A 21,478-nucleotide genomic window follows, 5' to 3' on the forward strand; every position below is an offset into this window, starting at 1 on the left:
GACAAAAAGACTACGAGAGAACCCGAAGGCCAGGTGTAGGAGAGTTCTCAATCTGTCGCTGAACCTAGCCTGGCGGGCGAGCAGCCGGACTTGAATCAGGCCCGGCTGCTGCTTTGTGCCATGAGGGCTTACAAGATGCGGTAAAGCAGCCGCTCGATGCGCACCCGGCTGACCCGTCGCAGGAACTTGCCGACAGCCGGCGGATAGTCCACCAGGGTCTGCAGCTGCTGATACCCTTCGATGCGCGTGGTGTGCTGGAAAATCTGCGCCAGTTCGGTACGCCGCGGCTCCAGCCATTGGCCGCGCGGGTCATCGATGAGCAAAGCGTTTTCCAGGTCGAGTCGGAACGCTCGTGGGTTCAGATTGTTGCCGGTGAGCAAGGTGTAGCGCTGGTCAACCCACATGCCCTTGAGGTGATAGGTGTTGTCGCCGTCGCGCCACAGGTGCAGGTTCAACTGGCCGCTGTCGATCATCGGCTGATGGCGCTTGGCGAAACGGCGCAGGCTGATTTCATACAAATAAGGCAACGCCGCGATCACCTTGAACGGCTCGCTGGGCGGGATGTAAAAGTCGTTGGCGGTTTTGTCGCCAACAATGATGTCGATCTTGACCCCACGCGCCAGGGCGCGATTGATTTCACGGGTCACCGGCAGTGGCAGGTTGAAATACGGCGTGCAGACCGTCAGCTGATGCTGGGCACTGGCGATCAACTCAAGGATCACGCGGTTCAGAGGGTTGTTCTTGCCGACGCCGAGCAGTGGGCTTACCAACAGGTGGCCGTTGGGCAACAGCCCCGCAGTGGTGTCATACGCCGCATGCTTGAGGCGGCTGCGCAAATCGCCGATATCGTTGCGCAGGCTGCGGGTGGTAGGCGGGTTCGGCAGGTCCAGGCGATGCACGGCCTTGGAGGCAATCAAGCCGTGCTCCAGTAAATGCTGCATCGAGTCGGCCAGCGCCTGGCTGTGGATCAGGTGGTAGCGGTCAAAACGGTACTTGTCGAACTTGTGCAGGTACACGTTATTCAAGCTGGCGCCGCTGTACAGCACGCTGTCGTCGATCACAAAGCCCTTGAGGTGCAACACGCCGAACAGTTCGCGGGTCTGCACCGGCACGCCGTACACCGGCACTTCGCTGGCGTGGCGTTGGGTCATGGCCTGGTACCAGGCACTGTTGCCGGGTTGCTTGCCTGCGCCAATCAGGCCGCGCTGGGCGCGCAGCGAGTCAACCACCACGACGATGTCCAGCGCTGGCCGTGCAGCCTTGGCGGCGTGCAAGGCATCGTAGATCTCCTGGCCGGCTTCATCCTGCTGCAAGTAGAGCGCAACGATGTAGATGCGCCGCGTGGCCTGGGGGATTTTCTCCAGCAGGCAACGGCGAAACGCATCGGCGCCGGACAGCACGTCGATCGACTCGGGAGACAGTGGGAAACCACGCAGTTTTGGCAACAGGGAGCGTTTGAAGAACGACGGCATAAGGCTCGCAATGGGTCGAATCCGAAGAGGCCCCGAGCTTACACCATGGGGCAGCTCAGGTCTCGTCGCCCGCGATGGAAAAAAGTTAATTGACCATGGAGAACGATCGTTCTACTGTGCGCAGCATGAATGAATTAATCAGCAACGATACCCGCGATATTATCCTCGATGTCACCGAGAAGTTGATCTATCGCCATGGCATCGCTGCCACTGGCATGGACTTGCTGGTGAAAACCGCAGGCGTCTCGCGCAAAAGTATTTACCGGTACTTCGCCAATAAAGATGAATTGGTGATTGCCGCCCTGCACCGCCGCGATGAGCGCTGGATGCAATGGCTGCGCAGCGAAGTCGAACGCAGTGAAGGCAGTGGAGAACGCCTGCTGGCGCTGTTCGACGCCCTCAAGACATGGTTTGGCTCGGCAGACTTTCGCGGGTGCGCCTTCATCAACACCAGCGGTGAAACCGGCGACCCGCACGACCCGGTACGCCTGCTGGCCAAGGCGCATAAACAAAAACTGTTCGATTACGCACTGCAACTGTGCAAAGCACATGGCACCCCCGACCCTGAACAGCAGGCCGCGCAACTGCTGATCTTGATCGACGGCGCCATTACCGTTGCCCTGGTGATGGGTGATTCAACAGCTGCTGATAATGCGCGCTGCATGGCGCGAACGTTATTGCAACTTTGAACGCATCAACTGAGCAACTTTCGATACACCTAATTGTTTTCAGGAGCTGCCCATGTCATCCAAGGCACCGTCATCCGACGCAGACGTTCGCCCGCCGCTGCCACCGTTCACCCGCGAGTCGGCCATCGAAAAGGTTCGCCTGGCCGAAGACGGTTGGAATTCCCGCGACCCGCACCGCGTATCGCTGGCCTACACACTGGACACGCAATGGCGCAATCGCGCTGAATTTGCGCACAACCGCGAAGAGGCCAAGGGTTTTCTGACCCGCAAGTGGGCTAAAGAGCTGGACTATCGGCTGATCAAGGAATTGTGGGCCTTCACCGGTAACCGTATCGCCGTGCGCTATGCCTACGAATGGCACGACGATTCCGGTAACTGGTTCCGCTCCTACGGCAATGAAAACTGGGAATTCGACGAAAACGGTCTGATGGCCAACCGCTTTGCCTGCATCAATGATTTGCCGATCAAGGCGAGCGACCGCAAGTTTCACTGGCCGCTGGGTCGGCGCCCGGATGATCACCCGGGGTTGTCCGACCTCGGGCTTTAGCCGGTTGCGACGCGAAATGTGGGAGCGGGCACGCCCGCTCCAGCATTTAGTCCTGATTCAGACCGACCCGATACAGCACACCATTATCCTCATCAGTCAGCACATACAGAAACCCATCCGGCCCCTGCCGTACATCGCGGATGCGCGCTTTCAAACCTGCGAGCAAACGCTCTTCATGGATCACCTTGTCGCCGTCGAACTGCAAGCGGATCAACTCCTGGCTGGCCAGTGCGCCAATGAACAGGTTGTGCTGCCACGCCTTGAAGCGGTCGGCGTCATAAAATGCCATGCCACTGATCGCCGGTGATTTCTCCCAGACGTGATGAGGCGCCACGGTGCCTTCCACTGTCTTGCCCTTGGCCTCGGGAATCGGTGTCAGCGAATAATTGATGCCGTGGGTCGCCAGTGGCCAACCGTAATTCTTGCCGCGCTCGATGATGTTGATTTCATCACCACCGCGTGGGCCGTGTTCGTTTTCCCAGATGGTGCCACTCCAGGGGTTCAACGCCAGGCCTTGCGGGTTACGCTGGCCGTAGGACCAGATCTCGGGGCGTACACCCTGTTGGCCAACGAAAGGGTTGTCCTCTGGCACGCGGCCGTCCGGGAAGATCCGCACCACCTTGCCTTGCAACTTGTCCAGGTCCTGGGCGGTCGGGCGATCATTGTTTTCACCCAGGGTCACGAACAGGTAGCCATCGCGGTCGAAGGCCAACCGCGAGCCAAAGTGATTGCCGGTGGACAGCTTGGGCTCCTGGCGCAGGATCACTTTGAAATCCTTCAGGCCGCTCAGGTCATCCGCCAAGCGCCCGCGTCCGACGGCAGTGCCGGCCTTGCCACCCTCGCCGCCGCCTTCGGCGTACGACAGGTAGACCATGCGGTCCTGCTTGAAGTCCGGCGACAGCACCACATCCAGCAAACCGCCCTGCCCTTTGGCCCACACTTGGGGCACGCCGGTCAACGGTGCAGAAAGCTTGCCGTCGGGGCCGACAAAACGCAGATGACCTGGGCGTTCGGTCACCAGAAAGCCTTGCTTGTCCGGCAGAAACGCCACTGCCCAGGGATGGTCGAGGCCTTTGACGATTGGGGTCGCGGTGATGCTGCCTTGTTCGCTCGGGAATTGCTGGGCATCGGCGGCGTAAACCGCTGCCAGTGGCAGCAGCGTGGTTGCGCAAATAGCGGCTAGAAGGGTTTTGCGTAGCAACATAAGACGGAGTCCTTACCGGCGATTGCCGTTGGCATCATAGGTGGGAGCTTTGGTTTCGGTTGTGGGACGGCTCGGGGCGGCCTCACGTTTGGGATAGCGATTGCCAATGCCGCCGTTTTCCACGGTGGGTGCGGGGCTGGTCGGCCCGGTCTGAATTCCCCGTGTTGCCGGCGCATTCGGCTGGGTGCCCTGCATGCTGTTGGGGTTGGCCCGATGAATAGGGCTGTTGTTGGAGTCGTAGCTGCCAGGCAGGTTTTGCGCCTGGGCCAATGGCGCGAGCGCCAGGCCCAACGCCAATACTGCAAGGTGACGCACACAGCTGTTCATGACAAAGCCTCTCTTGGGCGAGTGGTACGTGCTTTCGATAACACGCTACGCCTTGGGTTCGGCTTTCGACACTAAATTGTTTCTCATGAGGTGTAACACAATCTGTCCGCGCATCTGCTCGCCGAAACTTTTCCCGGCGCCTGTGAGTCACCAGAACACAGTCTCTTCTCAAGGAATTGCAGGCATGCCAAGGGCAATCTGGAAAGGCGCGATCAGCTTCGGCTTGGTCCACATCCCGGTATCACTGGTCTCAGCCACGTCTTCCCAAGGCGTTGATTTTGACTGGCTGGACAAACGCAGCATGGACCCGGTCGGCTACAAGCGCATCAACAAGACCACCGGCAAGGAAGTCACCAAAGAGAACATCGTAAAGGGCGTAGCGTTCGAGAAAGGCCGCTACGTGGTGCTCAGCGAGGACGAAATTCGCTCGGCGCACCCCAAGTCGACCCAGACCATCGAAATCATCGCCTTTGTCGCCAGCGACCAGATCCCGCTGCAAAACATCGACACGCCCTACTTCCTGGCCCCGGATAAACGCGGCGGCAAGGTCTACGCACTGCTGCGCGAAACCCTGAAAAAAACCGGCAAGGTGGCCCTGGCCAATGTGGTGCTGCACACCAAGCAGCACCTGGCGGCGTTAATGCCGCTGGAGTCGGCGCTGGTGCTGGTGATGCTGCGCTGGCCTGCCGAAGTGCGCAGCCTGGACGAACTGGAATTGGGCAGCGACGTCACCCAGCCGAGTCTGGCCAAAGGTGAGCTGGACATGGCCAAACGCCTGGTGGAGGACATGAGCGCCGACTGGCAGCCCGACGAATACCGCGACAGCTTCCAGGACAAAATCATGGCGTTGGTGGCCAAGAAGGCCAAGGCCGGCAAGATCGAAGATGTGGAAAGCCAGGAAGGCAGCGAAGAGCGCAAATCGGCGGATGTCATTGACCTCACCGAATTGCTCAAGCGCAGCCTGGCCGGCAAGCCCGCCGCCAAGCGCGCGACGAAAAAGCCTGCCGCGAAGAAATCCGCCAAAAAGGCCTCTTGAGCCCGCCATTTGCTGGAGAACGACATGGCAAAGCCCCTGAGCGAATACAACCGCAAACGTGATTTCGGGATCACCGCCGAGCCCGCCGGCAGTGCGCCCGCGGGCAAACGCAAAGCCTCGGCGCTGTCGTTCGTGATTCAAAAACACGACGCGCGAAACCTGCATTATGACTTTCGCCTGGAGCTCGACGGCGTGCTCAAAAGCTGGGCGGTGCCCAAGGGCCCCAGCCTGGATCCCACCCAGAAACGCCTGGCGGTCCACGTTGAAGATCACCCGCTCAGCTATGGCAATTTCGAGGGCAGCATCCCGGCGGGGCAATATGGCGCGGGCGATGTGATCGTGTGGGATCGCGGTGTCTGGCAGCCCCATGAAGACCCGCACAAGGCCTACGCGGCCGGCAAACTCAAGTTCACCTTGGTCGGTGAAAAACTCTCCGGCGACTGGGCCTTGGTGCGCACCCGTCTCAAAGGCAGCGGCGACAAGGAACAGTGGCTGCTGATCAAGGAAAAGGACCAGCAGGCGCGCCCTTCCGATGACTACGACATCGTCGAGGCCGAGCCTAAAAGCGTGCTCAGCGACGCCTCGGTCGGCAAACCCAAAGCGCCGGCCAAACGCCAAAAGGCCGCGGCCGCCAAAAAAGCACCCGTCGCCAAACGCGCTGACGCCCTGCCCGAGCAATTGGCCCCGCAGCTGGCGACCCTGGTCGATCGCGCGCCCGAAGGTGACTGGCAATACGAAATCAAGTTCGACGGCTACCGCATGCTGGCGCGCATTCGTGACGGTGACGTGCGCCTGTTCACCCGTAACGGCAATGACTGGACCGACCGCCTGCCACGTCAGGTCAAAGCCCTGCAAACCCTCAAACTCAAGGACAGCTGGCTCGACGGTGAAGTGGTCAGCCTCAATGGCGAGGGGTTGCCGGACTTCCAGGCGCTGCAGAATGCCTTCGACATCGGCCGCAGCCTGGACATCGTGTATTACTTGTTCGACGCGCCATTTCTCGACGGCCAGGATCAGCGCAGCGCACCGGTGCAAGAGCGCCGCGCTGCGCTCAAATCCGCGCTGTCCGCGAGCCGCAGCAAACTGCTGCGGTTCTCCGAAGCTTTCGCCGCCAACCAGCGCGACATTTTCGAGAGCGCCTGCGACCTGGCGCTCGAGGGCGTGATCGGCAAGCGCGTCGGCAGCCCATACGTGTCGAGCCGCAATGCCGACTGGATCAAACTCAAATGTCGCTTGCGCCAGGAGTTCGTGATCATTGGCTACACGCGGCCTCAGGGCTCGCGCAGCGGCTTTGGCGCGCTGTTGCTGGCTGTCAATGACGATTCCGGGCTGGTCTATGCCGGGCGCGTCGGTACCGGGTTTGATCAGGCATCGTTGAAAGCCATCTATGCGCAGCTCACGCCCCTGGAACGCAAGACCTCGCCGCTGCACAAACCGCTGACCAGCGCCCAGGCGCGCGGCGTGCATTGGGTGGAACCTCAGTTGGTTGGCGAGGTGAATTTCGCCGAGTGGACCCGCGAAGGCGTGGTGCGCCAGGCATCATTTGTTGCGTTGCGCACCGACAAGCCGGTGGCGCAGATCATTCACGAGTTGCCGCGCAAGGCCACATCCGTCACCAAGGCGGCCCCGAAGGCAAAAAAGGTCAGCAGCGGCGTGAACATCACGCACCCTGACCGGGTGATCGACAAGCAGAGTGGTACGCAAAAACAGCAATTGGCCGACTTCTATCAAGGCATCAGCGCATGGATTCTGCCGTTTCTGCAGCACCGACCGGTGTCGCTGCTGCGCGCGCCCGAAGGGATAGAGGGCGAGCAGTTCTTCCAGAAGCATTCCGAGCGCCTGGCCATTCCAAACATCAAGCAGTTGGACCCGGCACTGGACCCCGGTCATGCGCGCCTGCTGGAGATCGACACCACCGACGCCCTGATCGGCGCCGTGCAGATGGGCACCGTCGAGTTGCACACCTGGGGCGCGACTGTCGACAAAATCGAGACCCCTGACCTGTTTGTGCTCGACCTTGACCCGGACCCGGCGCTGCCGTGGAAAGCCATGCTGGAGGCGGCGCAACTCACGTTGTCGGTTCTTGATGAGATTGGGCTGCAAGCGTTTGTCAAAACCAGCGGCGGTAAAGGCTTGCACCTGGTGGTGCCGCTGGCGCGCCGGGATGGCTGGGACAGCGTCAAAGCCTTCGCCAAGGCCATCGCGCAGTTCATGTCCGCGCAGTTGCCAGAACGGTTTACCGCGACGTCAGGGCCGAAAAACCGCATCGGCAAGATCTTTATCGACTACCTGCGCAATGCGCGCGGCGCAAGTACGGTGGCCGCCTATTCGGTGCGCGCACGGCCCGGCCTGCCGGTATCGGTACCGGTGAGTCGAGAGGAGTTGAACGGTTTGCGCGGCGCCCAGCAGTGGACGGTGGCAAACCTGCATGAACGGTTGGATAAACTCAAAGCCGACCCGTGGGCCGGCTACGCCAATCGGCAGAAGATCACCAAGAAGATGTGGGACAAACTGGGCGCGAAACCACCCGCGTGATGCGCGCCTGTGTGGGTGTCAGATAAGGATAAAGATCAGCGCCAAACCCGCGAAGATCGCCCACTTTTCCAAGTAGTAGCGCGCGCGATTGCGCTTTTTCAGCTCTTTGCCGCGCAGGCGGATCTTGTACAGGCGGGTGAACGCGCGGTTCAGGCCGCCGGTCTTGTCGCCTTCATCATTGGGTGAACCGGCGGCTGCCATCACGTTACGGCTGAACCAGCGGTTGAACGCCGCTGCCCAGCGGTATTTCATTGGCCGCTCAATGTCGCAGAACAAGATGATGCGGTTCTGCTGCGTGGTGTTTTCCGCGTAATGAATGTAGGTCTCATCAAACATCACCGGCTCGCCGTCGCGCCAGTAATAGCTCTCGCCGTCCACATTGATGTAGCAGCCAGGATCGTTGGGCGTGTCCAGGCCCAAGTGATAGCGGTAGGAGCCGGCGTACGGGTCGCGGTGGCGCACCAGCTTGGAGCCTGGTGGCAGCTCGGCGAACATTGCCGCCTTGATCGAGCCAATGCTCTGCACCAGCTCGGTGGTGCGCGGGCACAGCTTCATCGCCGACGGGTGGCTGTCGCCGTACCACTTGAGGTAGAAACGCTTCCAGCCCGACTTGAAGAACGAGTTGAAACCCACATCGTTGTACTGCTCGGAACGCTTGATCTCGCCCATGCGCATCAGGTTCTGGCCTTCCTGGCGGATTTCTTGCCAATGCTCTTGCAACGGGCTCAGGTCGGGAAAATCGCCGGGCGACAAAAAGGGACGGCTTGGCTGCTTGGAAAACAGGTAAAGGAAGCAGTTGATCGGCGCAAGGAACGTCGAGTGATCGCTAAGCTGGCGGCCCAGCTTGTGTCGCACCCGGCCACGCAGGTGAACATACGCAATGGAGGCAACGTAGAGAGCAACAATGATGAGTTTCAAGGGATTCGTCACACGTCAGAAGAGAACAGGCTGCTCCTGCGTGCCCACAACGGCCGAGGATATATAAGCAGCACCTGAAATCACGATTACACATAGGCGACTGGACGGGTTGGTTACAATCCGGACCAAGGCCATTGGCCGTTATTTAGCCACAGTTTGTAACCAAAGGTTAACTAAGAATTGTGAAAAGCTGTCCACAGACCGGCTCGGAGCCATCGTGGGCCAGCATTGACGCTGGCCCATTGACAGTCGCGCTTACGGCAGCGGCTGATCGTCCGTAGGCTCACGGCGTGGGCGGCGAGCGGCCTCTTGGGTCGCATACAGCTCAGCCTTGCGATGCGTCAGCACGAAGTGACGGATCAATGCAGCCAATACGCCCAGGAACAAGCCGACGACCAGGCTCACCGCGACAATCAGCAGCTTTTTCGGCTTGATCGAGGTCAGCGGCTCCTGAGCGCGACGGTCGATGGACACCAGCTTCAGGTTGCTCATGTCGATATTGAGGCCTTTCAAGCGCGCGATTTCGGCTCGCAGCGGCTCAACGTCTTGCAGGAAGATGTCCTCATTCCCACGCTTTTGCAAAACTTCAACCTCACGGTTGGTTTCAAGCAATTGCAGTTCTTTGCCAATCTCGGCGATGCGGCTATTGGTGAAGTCATCGCTGGTGCGCTGTTGCAATGCGGTTCGCTCGGCTTCCAGCGCCTCGGTGCCGAGGAAATACAAAGGAATCTTCTGGTTGCTGATCTCGGTGCGTACCACCTGGTTGGAACCGGCCCGTGTGGTGTCGGCCATGGACGATGGCGTCGTAGGCTTTTTGATGCCCATGGATTTGGCAATCGAGATCGCTTCGGCCAATTCTGCCAAGCGGTCGGTGCGCTCCATTTTCATCTGCAGGCGCAGCCCGCTGAGTTCATCCTGCAAGCGGGCGCGCTTGACCCGGTCAGCTTCAAGCAGCGTGGCGATCTTCGATTCCTTCTCGGTATCGTAGTTGGCGCGGGCCGCGTCAATCTTGCCCCTGAGCTCGGTCAAACGGTTATTGACGATGACCTTGAGGTCGGCGCCGACCTGCTCACGCTCCGCCGCGACGGCATAGTCGACAAACCCGTTGAGGATCGCCACGCCGTCTACATCCGCTGGGTATTGCATCTCCAGACGCACATAACTGCTCAACGAATCGGACTTCTTCGGGTCTGGCAGAATCAGGTTGATCGAGTTGCGGTTGAAGTCTTCAAAGCTCTGCTCAAGGCTTCGCCCTGGCTTCTGAAAGGCCTTGAACAGTTCTTCGTGGCTTTTGAAAAAACCCAGGCGAGCCCCATAGGAATCCAGCTGGGCGCCGACTTTTTCCAGCGCATCGGCGGGCGGCAACTTATAAACCTCGGAGCGATTCAACGCATCCAGTTCATTGATGGCCGCCGGGCGCAGCACACTGCTGACCTCATATGTCTTGGGAGCAAGCAGTGCGTAACCCGTCCCCAGTATCCCCGCAAGAATCGTACAACCCACTATCAGTTTTTTTTGCCGCCAGATGGCTTGGAACAATTCAAACAGATCAATTTCATCTGGCGTTGCAGGTGAATTGAGCGGAGAAGTTCGATTCAAAATGAGAACACCTTAATATGACATTAAAAAGCCACCGCCCCATTCGAACTCGAGCACAGGCTCTAATGACGAAGAGACCAGGGACAACGCCTTGGCACAGTGACCAACGGCACTCAGACCACACGCTAATGCGAAAAATCCGACGCAATTAGAGATTGTTTCTATTTCATGTCGATGACGACGCAGGGCCATCGTGAATGTATGTCCGAGAATGTCATAAGCGTAGTCAATAGTTCAGTGAATCTCTGCTCGATAACGCATAAAGCCCTTTTCGGTACATTTTGGCCAGCACGCGGTTACAATTTGCCCTGTTCAATTTTCGGCACTCAGGTGCTCACCCTCAATCCAGCCCCTGCAACAAGGAATGTGCATGCACTCTTTCTCAGATCCGGACTATCAATTTCTTCAAGGCGCTTGGGAGCAGACCGCCCTCGAAGACAGTGGCGTACTCAACCCTGCCGACGCGCATAGCGCGCCGGGGGCAATCACGACCATTGCCGGGGACACGTTCGAGGTGAAAACGACCCAGGGCGAAGTACTGCTCGCAGGCCGGTTTACGCTGGACAGCAGCACGGCGCCCAAAAGCATCACCTGGGTGGATGCCATCGGCGAAGATGCCGGCAAGCCACTGCCCGCCAGCTATCGCCTGGAGGGTAATGACTTTGTGTTTATCGCCGCCGATGCGGGCATGCCAAGGCCAACGGTATTCAGCACGGGACCCGGGCAAACCATGCGCACTTTTGTGCGCAAAGGTTGATCCGCCCCCATCCGAACTTGCGACATGGTTTTCACACGGCCTTCACTTTCCGGCCTATAGGGTGAGGCCTACCTACTCCAGTGAATCACTTGGCCCGCCTCTCCTCGCGGGCCTTTTTTTGCGCGTGGGAAAACCGCTCAGGCGCAACGCTTGGTGGCGGTCAAGGTGAAACACAGCGGCAATTGGGCCGGCTGATGCGCGTACTGCTCGTAAAGTTCTTCGCGGTTGCAATGCGGGTATTCCTGCAGGTGCTCGATCTGCAGTTGCGCGGCAATTGCGCCACTCACCACGCTTCCCAGGGTATGCACGTACCAATAGGACGTCGGACCGGCAACCTCGCCCTGCCCTTCGTAGACAATCGACTGCTGCAGCACGAACGGATCGCGCTGAAAATATGAACTCGCCGGCAGCAAAGGGTTGGCAGCCCTCGGGTCAAATACCTCCAGGAAGGGATGAGTTTCGTAGACCACCAGCGTGCCGCCGGGTTTGAGGGCACTTGCCACATGGCGCATGAACAGCGCCACATCGGGCATCCAGTTGAGTACGCCAATGGTCACCAGGGCGACGTCGAAGCGCCCCAGCAGAGGTTCGGGCAGGTGATGGATATCGGCTTCAATGAACTCGGGGTTATGCGGCGACACTTCGGCCAATTCCCGCGCTTGTTGAAGAAACGCCCGGGATTGATCGACGCCCACCACACGGCGGGCACCCAGGCCGAGCAGCGACAGGCTTTCACGCCCGTTGTTGCAGCCCAGCTGCACCACGTCTTTGCCGGCAACGCCGACGTCTTGCAGCAACGCAGTGATCGTTGGATCCAGGCACGAAAAATCCGCCTGGGCGACCGATTCCAGCAGCGTCTTCCAAGTGGCGGTGTCTTTGTGCAGCCTGGCGGAGGCGTCCCAGGCGTCCTTGTTATGAGCAATCGCCTGTTGGGCTGAGGGCATGTCCATGTGCTTCTCCAGATCGTTACTACAACGGGCTTCGGAAACTAAGCCAATTGCCTGTCAGATGAAACCCTCTGAGGCGGCGAAACTTCTATTAGAGCCCGTAGGTCACTAGCCCAATGAGTCTCCAGCCCCTGAACACTCTTAGCGAAGACAGCGCCGTGGCCAATCACTCCGACCTGCGTAATACCCTGTCCCTGGATAGCCTGAATTTCTTTCTGGCCGATGTCCGTGACGGGCTCGGGCCTTACCTGGCGATTTACTTGCTGGCGGTGCACAAATGGGAGCCCGCCAGCATCGGCGTGGTCATGACCCTGGCGGGCATTGCGGCTTTGATCACCCAGGGTCCGGCGGGTGCACTGATCGACCGGACCCGCAGCAAGCGCGCGGTGATCGCTGTGGCCGCCCTCCTTGTCACGGGCAGCTGCCTGCTGCTGCCGTTCGTCAGCGCGTTCAGCTGGGTGGCATTGACTCAGGCGGCCAGTGCCGTAGCCGCCTCCGTGTTCGCGCCGGCGATTTCGGCGATTTCCTTGGGCATTACCGGGCCGCGTGCCTTTACCCGCCGCACCGGGCGCAATGAAACCTTCAACCACGCCGGCAATGCCGTGGCGGCCCTGCTGGCGGGCGGTCTGGCGTATCGGTTCGGCCCGGTGGTGGTGTTTTACTTGATGGCCTTTATGGCCGTGGCCAGTGTCGTGGCGGTCAGCTGTGTCTCGGCGTCGGCGATTGACCACGAAGTCGCCCGGGGCTTTGATCCTGCGCACCGCAGCGATCATGAACAACCCTCCGGCGTGAAGGTGCTGCTAAGCAATCGCCCGCTGCTGCTGTTTGCCATCTGCTGCGCGCTGTTTCACCTGGCGAATGCCGCGATGCTGCCGCTGGTCAGCCAGAAGCTGTCGCAGATCAACCTGCAAATGGCCACGCCGCTGACTTCGGCCTGCATCGTCGCCGCGCAGTTGGTCATGGTGCCGATGGCCTGGCTGGTGGGCATAAAAGCTGACGTGTGGGGGCGTAAACCGTTGTTGCTGGCCGGTTTCCTGATTTTGCCGCTGCGTGGCGTGCTATATACCCTGTCCAGCGACCCGTACTGGCTGGTGGCCGTGCAGATGCTCGACGGCATCGGCGCAGGGATTTTCGGCGCGCTGTTCCCGGTGATCGTCAAGGACCTGACCCAGGGCACGGGTCGTTTCAACGTCAGCCTTGGCGCGCTGTCCACCGTGTTTGGCCTGGGCGCGGCGCTGAGCAGCAGCCTGGCCGGTTTCGTGGTGCAACAGGCCGGTTACAACGCGGCCTTCCTGACGCTGGCGGGGGTTGCGGCGGCAGCGCTGGCATTGTTATGGCTGGCGATGCCGGAGACATTGGCGAAACCATCGCTCGCGCGCATTACAACTGTCGCCTGACATATGCGACAATGCGCGCCAAATTCCAACACACATCCAAAATTTTCTGCTCAGCGACCGGGTTTCGCGCCTTGATGTCGCTGTTGACGCATGCCTGAAGGCTCCTGCCGCCACGCTCGCAACCCATTGATAGGTAAAGTAATTGATCTCCACAGCTAACATCACCATGCAGTATAAAATGCAGCCCAGTGATTACTGCTGATCAGTGTTTACTGGGCGAAATCGTCATGAGTAATCAGCGATAACGCACCGAATCACACCCGCTGGTTCCACGATTGGTCCCAGCGGGGGTAATTTCAGCCCATGCCGAAAATGCATAATCCTTCCTCCGGCGTCCTGCCGAACGAAAACTCCTCCTCTTGTAATGTCAATCGAACTACCCATACTTTCCCATGCTCTATCGGGAGTCGCCTGGGCCCTCCAGGCCAACCTCAGGGAGTGGAATATGTCTGATGATCTGAAGAACCGTGGGTCTCAAGATCGTGCTCAGGTGAACACATCAGAAGCTTGGGAGCTAAAGCACTGGACGAAGGAGTTAGGCGTCACGGAGCAACAGCTCAAAGATGCAGTGAAAGCTGTAGGCCCGATGATTGCGGACGTTCGTAAAAAGCTCGGCAAGTAGAATCAGGCGCGCCCAGCGCTTGCGGGGTGTGTTCAATTTCTTTGCAACGTCTTGAGCCAACATTCAGCAGCGCACCGATGCCCCCCCCCCTTTACGACGTTCGCCTCACGGAGAAACACTAATGCCAAATTCAGATTTGATCCCTTCCCTGCTCTCGAAACTCTATGAAAACCAACTCGCTCTTGAGGCTTCTATCTCGGAGCTATCGAACTGGGTGGAACAGCGCGGCTCCACCGAAGTGGCTGAGAATGTCCGCGGCGCCCTAGACACCCTCGATCACAACCAAGACTTCATAAAAATAACCTTAGCAGTCCTCCTGGCTCCGGATTGAACGCCTCTCGTCGCCTGAAATCGCGTCGTGCTTAGATCTCGATTACTGTATGAACATACAGCATTCGGATTTACTCACCATGCACTCTATCGACGAAGACACCTCAACGTGGCTCGGCTGCCCTACGCCCCTGGAAATGTACAAGCATCAGTGCGCCCTGCTCGAGGACGAGCTGAACGAAACCTTAAAGCGGTTAAGTGGCGCTCGTCGGAATATTGCTGGGCTGGTTCAGATGAGCGATGGACTTGCCACGCGTTTAGCTGAAGCACTGGCATACCTCAACGTTGCCCGCATCGAAATTGATGATCTCAAAGAACGATGCTCAGAGCCCTCTATCCTCGGCATCAAGCTGGTCACCGAACAGCGCGACTATTTGCTGAGGGAGAATCAGCGTTTGCTGGCGGAACTGAGGGCGCCTCAAGAGCGCCCGGTTCGGGACGCTACTTTGAAAGCACTTTGAGGCGCTCCTCAGTTGCGTTGTCGAAGATGACGTAAAGCTGTTCAATAGTTTCGTCTGCCACCGCGCGCGCCGACTCCAAACCCAATACGAACCCGTCGGCCCGAGCGCCTGCTTTGGCCGCCACAATCATTGAGCCCGCCATTGCAATCTGTGCCAACAGCTTATCCGCGCCTCGTTCGATCCTGGCGCTCAGAATTACACCATCCATATCAAATCCTCTGAGAAATATCTGGCAGCAGGCGCGTCAGCCCAGCTCGTCTACATACGCGGCCTGCGCTTGCTCTACCAGCTCACGCCACTCGCCGCTGTCGATAAGGCCTTTCTGTTGCAGATCATCAGCCAGTGAGAGCCGCGTTTCGTAGCGATCCTCTGGAGTGGCTGAGATGAATTCAGGATCAGTGCGCAAGGCGAACCACGCCTCCATCGCGTTGACTTGCTCAATGTTGATCGTCATGACGAATACTCGAGGTCAGTGTCTACAGTGTAGAGATTGGCCAGCGCCCAGCTGTTCAGCAGGTCCGACAAGCGGAGAGCATCATGTGCGGGAGACTTGCTCAGTACCGGGGGGGGGAGGCATGACTTTGTGGCAGGGTTGAACATGCCTAATGCCTTGGTGAACTCTGTCGGTGATTTGCCCGTCGAGCGATACAACATAGCACCGACAACCCAGGTCGCCCTGCACCACCTGCAGGGCCATCTGCTGCACGCCGACATGGTGCGCTGGGGATGGCGGCCAAACTGGGCCAAGGAAAGGGCCGCACCGATCAATGCGCGCATCGAGAAAGTAGCCCATGGACGGTTCTTTCGTGCGATCTGTCCGCACCGGGCAATCACACCCATTGATAGCGGCTGCGCTTGTCGCGATGGCCGACTGCACAGACGCTACTACCACGCCCCCGGCGCTTTCCGTCTGATCAGGGACAGCGCCGGCGGCCCAGTTCGACCACGCCACAGGCACCCTGAATGGATCGCCGAACGGATGGGACAATCAACCGGCAACATGCTCCTCTAGCATCATGGGGAATGGATTAACGAGGATGGGCCGGACGCGGTGGGCGTGCTACAGCTGGCGCTAAAGCTTCCGGCGACGCCAGTTTTACACTTGACGCCTTAAATCCCTATGACTGGCGCAAAGGACCACTGCAGTGCGGCTTGATCAGGTGCGCAATGGTTCTCGTATCGAGCGCATCGGCACAAGCCGCGCCCAGGTATCGCCCAGACGAATCGAAAGCGTCCGCTTACTATCTTTGCCGGCAGTGCTGCCAACCACCACCTCACGTATCACGTGTTCAATGACTAAAGCTTTAGCGTGTCGGGTTGAAGCCTCCTCGATCAAGCGGTCAGCTCCCGGCGCCGCGCCGCAGCTGCGTCCTCGACCGCAATAAACAGCGCCTCGATGGTCGCCGTGGTCAGCGCATGGGCTGCATCCACGCCTTCTACAAAACCTTTAGCGCGCGCCAGGGCCAGCTCCAGGGCGTGCAAATCCCCGGCACGCGCCTGGCATGACAGGTGGTTTTGCATCTTGGTGCGCAGCCCAGCCGGTAGGCTTATCGCGTCCAACTGCTGGCTGACGTTCATCCCGCCACTCCATGCACTTCGGCTAATATTGTGGCCAATTCGCGCAACGGGTACTGAGCTTGAATCAGCTCGCTGCCTGCGCAGTGTCGCACCGGGTCATCAGCATTACTCGGCCATTGCGGGGCCAGGCATAAACGGCAGCGTACCGCTTCTTCGCTCATGATCCATCGCTCATTCCACAGGCCTAAAGCAAAATCAGTACACACGTCGGGCGACAGCGGGCTAGAAGCAGGACACTGAACCTTTATGTATTCATCCATGCGGATTCGAACCCTTTAATAAGACGGTGCTGGAATTCCCGCCCCTGCTCTGGGGATAAGACCTCGCCCGCGATCAAACCGTCCAAAAAACCGATCAACTGGTTATACAGACTGGGCGGCGCCCGCTCAGTCAAGGACTGGATACGGAACGCCTCTACGTGGTGACGCACTCTAAATAAGATGTACTCGGGGTCTGCCAGGGTCATGAGGTCGTTGAAAAATTGCTGGGCGTTATCGATGGCCAGTGGATGAGTGAGCGGCGCGTACATAATTATTGGTGCCTTTGTAGATGGACTGCACGTCGAAGCAGTTATGGCGAAACTGGTAACGCAGTCTAGGGCTGCCTGGCTGCCTGCGCCGATAAAAAACGTCCCCGTCAAGTCAAGACGTGCAGCCCCTTTTTATAAGTGGATTATTGGTAACGCCTAACTTGGAGAATGCCATTCATGGTGAATCCTCCGACACAGCCCTCAGAATCTTTGCTAAATCCCGCAACGGATATTGCATGTTGCCAATTTCACAGCCATCGGAATGGACCATCGGAATTTGAGCATTGCTGGGCAATTGTGTGGCAAGGCAGTAGCTGCAGCGCACGGCTTCGTCACTCATAAGCCATTTATCATTCCACAGTCCGAGTGCAAAATCGGCCGTCGTTGTGTCGGCCACTGCCGGCGGAAGATCTCGATTTAGGGTCATACTCCACCTCGCCATGCGCTGGACAGCGTTGCCATTCGTATTCGGGCAACCAAATTTTTCGGGGAAGACTTTGTTATCGTTCAGCCACGCAAAGACCTGGCCACATGCTCGGACGATCTCTGGATCAAGTCCCCACACATCGGCAACGGCGGAGCGAACATGTCTTCCGGCGTTCCACAAGGTGAACAGAAAACTGGCTACCGTACGGCCCTGCCTGGTGTCCTTCTGAGCGGTTAATAGCAGTCGCTCAAGTGCTTGTTGAGTTTCGGGATCGAAAGTAAGTGACACGGCGTAATTCCTTTTTACGTGATCGATGGACTTACGAAGAGCTACTGCGGGGGTAGCGGGTATCCTGCCTGAGGCCGACTTTCCATTCAGCTATCAAAGCCCTACCTTTAACATAGATGATTGCAGCGACTAACGCGATAGGCCTCAGCGATGCATAGAGCCCACGCCGCTTCGGCCTGTCCGCCAGAAGGTAGCACAGATTAAATCGCTGATGGCCACACCATAAACACCGACTTGTAATGCCGCAGCGTGACTGGTGATAGTATCGGTGGCGTAGATTGTGTGGGCCAAAGCCGACGCCGAGGGGCGCCAACCGATGCTGCTGGCAATTGACGCATGCACTGATGGGCCCTGAAAGAATATGCACACTCGTTGACAGGTGAAGTGAATAATCTCCACAACTACCAATCCATGCAATAGAACTTGGATACCAGAGACTAAGGTTGACTAGTATTAGTGGGTCAAGGCTTCGTAAGCCCTCACCAATTTTCTGAAATAGCCCCCTGTACTACACTGGAACGTTCTACCGCACCGTCACTTGAGGCCCTCGCGGATTTCCCCCATTCACTTTTCGCAACCCATCTGCCCTAAAATTGGCGTTTTGAGAGCCCCTTAGACTCCAAGCACGCTCAACTGCAGACATAATGGGACCTTCGATAGAAATTTTTGATTGATCCGTCCGAGGTTAAGGCCGATAGATAAATAACTGGCAGCGTCGCTGGTTTTTTCCCTATGGAGTCACCATGAATCTACGTTCCATTAATATCGCTCCCAGATCCGCTCTCTGCTTCGGCCTTATCACTATGCTTGTAATTGCACTTGGAGCCTTTTCGTACATACAGCTCGGAAAATTGAGAGGAACAGAGCAGGACATTGAAAATAATTGGCTCGCAAGTATACAGACTGCTGACGATATACAGATTGCACTTTTGGGCGCGCGTTTAGAGAGCATTCGCTTACTAGCCACTTCGAGCCTAGAAGAAAAAGCGACAGCTTCAGAGCACCTCCAGGACGCGCAGAATACACTTAATAAGCAAACCGAATATTATCGAAACAATTTAATATCCGATGAAGACGAACGAGCGAAATTCAATGAAGCCGCTACGACGATGGAGAAATATATAGACGGGCTCAAAACCATACTCGAATTAGATGGCACGCAGCATGAGAAAGCAGTTCAATTTGCAAATACTGAACAGCGTGAGCGCGCCAACGACTACCAGACTAAGCTTACAGCATTGAGAGATCACAACGTCAAAGGAGCAGCTACAGCAGGGACTACAGCGACGGCTGTGTACTCACACAGCATTACAATCGTCGACTCGGTGATTGGTGCATCATTAGTTCTTACCATATTTCTCGCAATTGCACTTACCCGAAGTATAGTTCGCCCTATGAACTCCTCTGTAAAGATGGCAGAAGAGATCGCAGCAGGCGACCTTAGGCTTGCTCTTGAGGTAACCGGAAATGATGAGTCCGCAAGGTTAATGCGAGCGCTCAATACAATGCAAGGAACCTTGCGTGATACCATCAGCGAGATATCTGAGGCTGCCACGCAGCTTAGCACTGCCGCAGTTGAGATGAGCTCGATAACAGAAGGCGCAAGCTTTACCCTTCAGCAGCAAAATAGTGAAATCGAACAGGCTGCAACTGCGGTGACCGAGATGAGTGCCGCGGTTGATGAGGTTGCTCGCAACGCTATTTCCACATCAGAATCAGCTCGTGAATCCAACAAAGCTGCAGCGGCAGGAAACAATAAAGTTGGTGAAACACTCAAAGCAATGCGCAGCTTAACGGACAGGATTGAGATCACGTCCGAACAAGTACAACTGCTAGCTGGACAAACGCAAGAAATAAGTACAGTTTTAAGTGTAATTCGAGCAATCGCGGAGCAAACCAATCTCCTAGCGCTAAACGCCGCTATTGAAGCTGCTAGAGCAGGTGAACAAGGAAGAGGATTCGCAGTGGTTGCGGATGAAGTTAGAGCTCTTGCTCATCGAACCCAAACTGCAACTCAGGAAATCGAACAAATGATTTCAAGCATTCAGGCAGGTAGTGCGCAAGCTGTAGAATCGATGATTAGTAGCACCCATGAGGCGCATAGCACTAGGCAAACGGCTGATGAGGCTGGCCAGTCGCTCAAAGCTATCACATCAGCTGTTCAGCTGATCGATGATCGGAATCAGCAGATCGCGACCGCATCGGAAGAGCAGGCTCATGTAGCAAGAGAGGTAGATAGAGCCCTCATAAGCATTCGAGAACTCAGCGTTCAGAGTAGCGAAGGAACCCATCAGACCCTTCTAGCAAGTAACGAGCTTTCGAGACTTGCAATATCACTTAATCAGATGGTCGGTCGTTTCAGAATTTAAATACCAAACCTACCGTAAGCCCTGCCATTTAATTTAATCGGCTATCGCCCTGAGATATGCCTGACCCGCGCGCAGGGCGATCAGTCCGTTATCCCCAGCGTCGGTGATGGCGATAATTCGTTGCGCATGCGCTGGGTCAAGTTGGGCTCGACGGGCTGCATGAACCACGCTGACGGCGCCGGCGGCGGCAGGCACGTTGCAGCCACTGGCTGGATCGTCGGCAAGGAGGACTGACAGCCGCACATCAGCAGTGGCAAGGCGGTCGCGCAAAAGAGCCTGGTTGCGTTGAGCATCGGATAGTTCTCGAGTGTGTTGTTGGTCTTGGGCCGCGAGTTCTTTTTCGATGGCCAGGCGCTTGTCCTGTTCGGCGCGGGCCTGGGCCGCTGCGGCATTGCTGATCGCGGCCAAATCATCCTTGTGCAGGCCAGCCTGCTCGGCAAGCTTCTCTCCCATTCGCCAGTCCTGCACCTGCCAGGTCACGCCCACGGCGCCGGCCATCAACACCAGGATCAGCAGCACCAGACTCGCCAGTTTCTGCACCGGCGTCATGCCAGCGCCCGCCGCACGCCTTCCGCCAGTACCGCATCCGGATAGGCAAACCCGGCATTTTCGTGGTGGATGATCGCCTTGACGAAGCCGGACATCACCACCGGCTGCGTTAGGTCAACCTCGGCGCCAGGGCGGGTGCCGGTGTTCGCCTCGACGGCACGCACGTAGGCTGCGGTGTCGTTCTCTACAGCCGGCGCCCAGCGACTGATGATCGCCTTTACCGTCTTCAAGCCATGCTTTCGCTGATAGGTCAGCAGCACCTTGCCCAGGGCGCGGATGCCGTTCTCGGGCGTATCGAACCGGGCGAACCGCTTCTCGATCTGCGGATCTGGCTTGAGCTGGCCTTGCCACTGGTTGGCTGGGTTGTAGTCGATGTTGCCGGGGTTGCGGTTGCGCACCCCGCGGGTTTCGGTGATCGGCATGCTTTTCTCCAGGCGAAAAAAAACCGCTCAATGGCGGCCGTGTTGTTCGGGCTTCGGTCAGGATTCAGGAGCGACGGGATCTTCCTCAAGTTGAGTTACCTGCGGCATCTCTACCGGTGGGGCGTCAGGCACCAGGATGTGCAAAGTGATCATGTGCTTCAGGTCATACGGCTTGTCGTCCTTGGTCACCGTCACCACCAGCACGCCATCGGTGAACTGAATGTCCACGTCGGCCCGCGAGTCCACCTGGTTGACTGTGTAGCCCCAACCCTCGTCTACCGGTGGAAACGGCACCATGCCCTGGCACCCGGCGATGTGATAAACGCCAACCGACTCGCGCGATGACTCGATCACGCCCGCACCGTTTGTAACAAAGTCATAGGTCGCGCCGGTGGCCCCGAGTACGTTGATTGCTGCTCTTGCCATGATTAGATCGCCTTCAAGGTGCCATCAGCGGCACGAGTGGTGTTGCCTT

General features: G+C 57.8%; 24 protein-coding genes and 2 pseudogenes. 11 read left to right on the forward strand and 15 right to left on the reverse strand.

Annotation, left to right across the window (positions count from 1 at the left end; genetic code table 11):
* Positions 1–128: 128 nt before the first annotated feature.
* Positions 129–1,472 carry a CDP-diacylglycerol--serine O-phosphatidyltransferase gene (gene pssA, locus AACV02_RS14935; RefSeq protein ID WP_106578066.1) on the reverse strand — a complete coding sequence of 448 codons (1,344 nt, stop codon included), beginning with the start codon at positions 1,470–1,472 and terminating at the stop codon, positions 129–131.
* Positions 1,473–1,597: 125 nt separating this feature from the next.
* On the opposite strand from pssA, the gene AACV02_RS14940 reads away from it, so the two are divergent.
* Positions 1,598–2,161: a TetR/AcrR family transcriptional regulator gene (locus tag AACV02_RS14940; RefSeq protein WP_119740671.1), complete on the forward strand. Its 564-nt coding sequence runs from the start codon at positions 1,598–1,600 to the stop codon at positions 2,159–2,161.
* Positions 2,162–2,213: 52 nt separating this feature from the next.
* Positions 2,214–2,708: a nuclear transport factor 2 family protein gene (locus AACV02_RS14945; RefSeq protein WP_106578064.1), complete on the forward strand. Its 495-nt coding sequence runs from the start codon at positions 2,214–2,216 to the stop codon at positions 2,706–2,708.
* A 46-nt stretch (positions 2,709–2,754) separates the two neighbouring features.
* Here AACV02_RS14945 and AACV02_RS14950 read toward each other — a convergent pair whose 3' ends face one another.
* Positions 2,755–3,912, reverse strand: a complete 1,158-nt coding sequence (locus AACV02_RS14950) for a PQQ-dependent sugar dehydrogenase (RefSeq protein WP_119740673.1) — start codon at positions 3,910–3,912, stop codon at positions 2,755–2,757.
* A gap of 12 nt (positions 3,913–3,924) precedes the next feature.
* Complete coding sequence (locus AACV02_RS14955) at positions 3,925–4,239, reverse strand: hypothetical protein (RefSeq protein ID WP_119740675.1); 315 nt, start codon at positions 4,237–4,239, stop codon at positions 3,925–3,927.
* Positions 4,240–4,423: 184 nt separating this feature from the next.
* Here AACV02_RS14955 and ku point away from each other — a divergent pair, with 184 nt between their 5' ends.
* Positions 4,424–5,275: a non-homologous end joining protein Ku gene (gene ku, locus AACV02_RS14960; protein WP_119740677.1), complete on the forward strand. Its 852-nt coding sequence runs from the start codon at positions 4,424–4,426 to the stop codon at positions 5,273–5,275.
* A 24-nt stretch (positions 5,276–5,299) separates the two neighbouring features.
* Positions 5,300–7,810, forward strand: coding sequence for a DNA ligase D (ligD, locus tag AACV02_RS14965; RefSeq protein ID WP_119740679.1), 2,511 nt, complete (start codon positions 5,300–5,302; stop codon positions 7,808–7,810).
* Between the two features lie 18 nt (positions 7,811–7,828).
* Here ligD and lpxO read toward each other — a convergent pair whose 3' ends face one another.
* Both lpxO and AACV02_RS14975 read right to left on the reverse strand, forming a co-directional pair.
* A complete protein-coding gene (gene lpxO, locus AACV02_RS14970; protein WP_106578059.1) occupies positions 7,829–8,728 on the reverse strand; it encodes a lipid A hydroxylase LpxO in 900 nt (299 codons plus the stop codon).
* Positions 8,729–8,983: 255 nt separating this feature from the next.
* A complete protein-coding gene (locus tag AACV02_RS14975) occupies positions 8,984–10,327 on the reverse strand; it encodes an LPS O-antigen chain length determinant protein WzzB (protein WP_119740682.1) in 1,344 nt (447 codons plus the stop codon).
* 370 nt (positions 10,328–10,697) lie between these two features.
* On the opposite strand from AACV02_RS14975, the gene AACV02_RS14980 reads away from it, so the two are divergent.
* Positions 10,698–11,084: a TIGR03067 domain-containing protein gene (locus AACV02_RS14980; protein ID WP_106578057.1), complete on the forward strand. Its 387-nt coding sequence runs from the start codon at positions 10,698–10,700 to the stop codon at positions 11,082–11,084.
* 137 nt (positions 11,085–11,221) lie between these two features.
* On the opposite strand, the gene AACV02_RS14985 is transcribed toward AACV02_RS14980, so the two are convergent.
* Positions 11,222–12,034 (reverse strand): class I SAM-dependent methyltransferase, encoded by an 813-nt coding sequence (locus AACV02_RS14985; protein ID WP_119740685.1) that lies wholly within the window; start codon positions 12,032–12,034, stop codon positions 11,222–11,224.
* Between the two features lie 155 nt (positions 12,035–12,189).
* Between AACV02_RS14985 and AACV02_RS14990 the strand changes: the two genes are divergently transcribed.
* The 4 genes from AACV02_RS14990 (at position 12,190) to AACV02_RS15005 (ending at position 14,841) form a co-directional block, all read left to right on the forward strand.
* The gene (locus AACV02_RS14990; protein WP_119740848.1) at positions 12,190–13,428 is read left to right on the forward strand and encodes an MFS transporter; all 1,239 of its coding nucleotides are present in this window, start codon (positions 12,190–12,192) and stop codon (positions 13,426–13,428) included.
* 445 nt (positions 13,429–13,873) lie between these two features.
* Entirely contained in the window at positions 13,874–14,050 is a 177-nt protein-coding gene (locus AACV02_RS14995; protein WP_106578159.1) for a DUF3606 domain-containing protein, read from the forward strand.
* 121 nt (positions 14,051–14,171) lie between these two features.
* On the forward strand, positions 14,172–14,381 hold the full coding sequence (locus AACV02_RS15000) for a hypothetical protein (RefSeq protein ID WP_106578055.1): 210 nt from the start codon (positions 14,172–14,174) through the stop codon (positions 14,379–14,381).
* A gap of 79 nt (positions 14,382–14,460) precedes the next feature.
* The gene (locus tag AACV02_RS15005; protein WP_106578158.1) at positions 14,461–14,841 is read left to right on the forward strand and encodes a hypothetical protein; all 381 of its coding nucleotides are present in this window, start codon (positions 14,461–14,463) and stop codon (positions 14,839–14,841) included.
* Here the strand turns inward: AACV02_RS15005 and AACV02_RS15010 are convergent.
* The gene (locus tag AACV02_RS15010; protein ID WP_119740687.1) at positions 14,822–15,049 is read right to left on the reverse strand and encodes a hypothetical protein; all 228 of its coding nucleotides are present in this window, start codon (positions 15,047–15,049) and stop codon (positions 14,822–14,824) included. The genes AACV02_RS15005 and AACV02_RS15010 overlap by 20 nt on opposite strands.
* 36 nt (positions 15,050–15,085) lie before the next feature.
* Complete coding sequence (locus AACV02_RS15015; protein WP_106578053.1) at positions 15,086–15,295, reverse strand: hypothetical protein; 210 nt, start codon at positions 15,293–15,295, stop codon at positions 15,086–15,088.
* 83 nt (positions 15,296–15,378) lie between these two features.
* Between AACV02_RS15015 and AACV02_RS15020 the strand changes: the two are divergent.
* Positions 15,379–15,688, forward strand: a pseudogene (locus AACV02_RS15020) (SOS response-associated peptidase family protein); the annotation flags it as partial.
* On the opposite strand, the pseudogene AACV02_RS15025 reads toward AACV02_RS15020, so the two are convergent.
* The 4 genes and pseudogenes from AACV02_RS15025 to AACV02_RS15040 all read right to left on the reverse strand — a co-directional run.
* A pseudogene (locus AACV02_RS15025) lies at positions 15,686–15,799 on the reverse strand (MFS transporter); the annotation flags it as partial. The pseudogenes AACV02_RS15020 and AACV02_RS15025 overlap by 3 nt on opposite strands.
* A 374-nt stretch (positions 15,800–16,173) precedes the next feature.
* The gene (locus AACV02_RS15030; RefSeq protein WP_119740689.1) at positions 16,174–16,419 is read right to left on the reverse strand and encodes a hypothetical protein; all 246 of its coding nucleotides are present in this window, start codon (positions 16,417–16,419) and stop codon (positions 16,174–16,176) included.
* Between the two features lie 244 nt (positions 16,420–16,663).
* Positions 16,664–16,948 carry a hypothetical protein gene (locus AACV02_RS15035; RefSeq protein WP_119740691.1) on the reverse strand — a complete coding sequence of 95 codons (285 nt, stop codon included), beginning with the start codon at positions 16,946–16,948 and terminating at the stop codon, positions 16,664–16,666.
* Positions 16,949–17,123: 175 nt separating this feature from the next.
* Positions 17,124–17,663: a DUF7673 family protein gene (locus AACV02_RS15040; protein WP_119740693.1), complete on the reverse strand. Its 540-nt coding sequence runs from the start codon at positions 17,661–17,663 to the stop codon at positions 17,124–17,126.
* A gap of 743 nt (positions 17,664–18,406) precedes the next feature.
* On the opposite strand from AACV02_RS15040, the gene AACV02_RS15045 reads away from it, so the two are divergent.
* Positions 18,407–20,032: a methyl-accepting chemotaxis protein gene (locus AACV02_RS15045; protein ID WP_119740695.1), complete on the forward strand. Its 1,626-nt coding sequence runs from the start codon at positions 18,407–18,409 to the stop codon at positions 20,030–20,032.
* 33 nt (positions 20,033–20,065) lie between these two features.
* Here AACV02_RS15045 and AACV02_RS15050 read toward each other — a convergent pair whose 3' ends face one another.
* Genes AACV02_RS15050 through AACV02_RS15060 form a run of 3 tightly spaced genes read right to left on the reverse strand, consistent with a single transcriptional unit; the run spans position 20,066 to position 21,429 of the window.
* Positions 20,066–20,581, reverse strand: a complete 516-nt coding sequence (locus tag AACV02_RS15050; protein WP_119740697.1) for a lysis system i-spanin subunit Rz — start codon at positions 20,579–20,581, stop codon at positions 20,066–20,068.
* On the reverse strand, positions 20,578–21,003 hold the full coding sequence (locus AACV02_RS15055; RefSeq protein ID WP_119740699.1) for a structural protein: 426 nt from the start codon (positions 21,001–21,003) through the stop codon (positions 20,578–20,580). Before AACV02_RS15055 ends, AACV02_RS15050 begins: the two co-directional genes overlap by 4 nt.
* Positions 21,004–21,060: 57 nt before the next feature.
* Positions 21,061–21,429, reverse strand: coding sequence for a phage tail protein (locus AACV02_RS15060; RefSeq protein WP_119740701.1), 369 nt, complete (start codon positions 21,427–21,429; stop codon positions 21,061–21,063).
* Positions 21,430–21,478: the final 49 nt, after the last annotated feature.

Origin of the sequence: Pseudomonas sp. Larv2_ips (genome assembly GCF_963879675.1) — a bacterium.
Lineage (GTDB): Bacteria > Pseudomonadota > Gammaproteobacteria > Pseudomonadales > Pseudomonadaceae > Aquipseudomonas.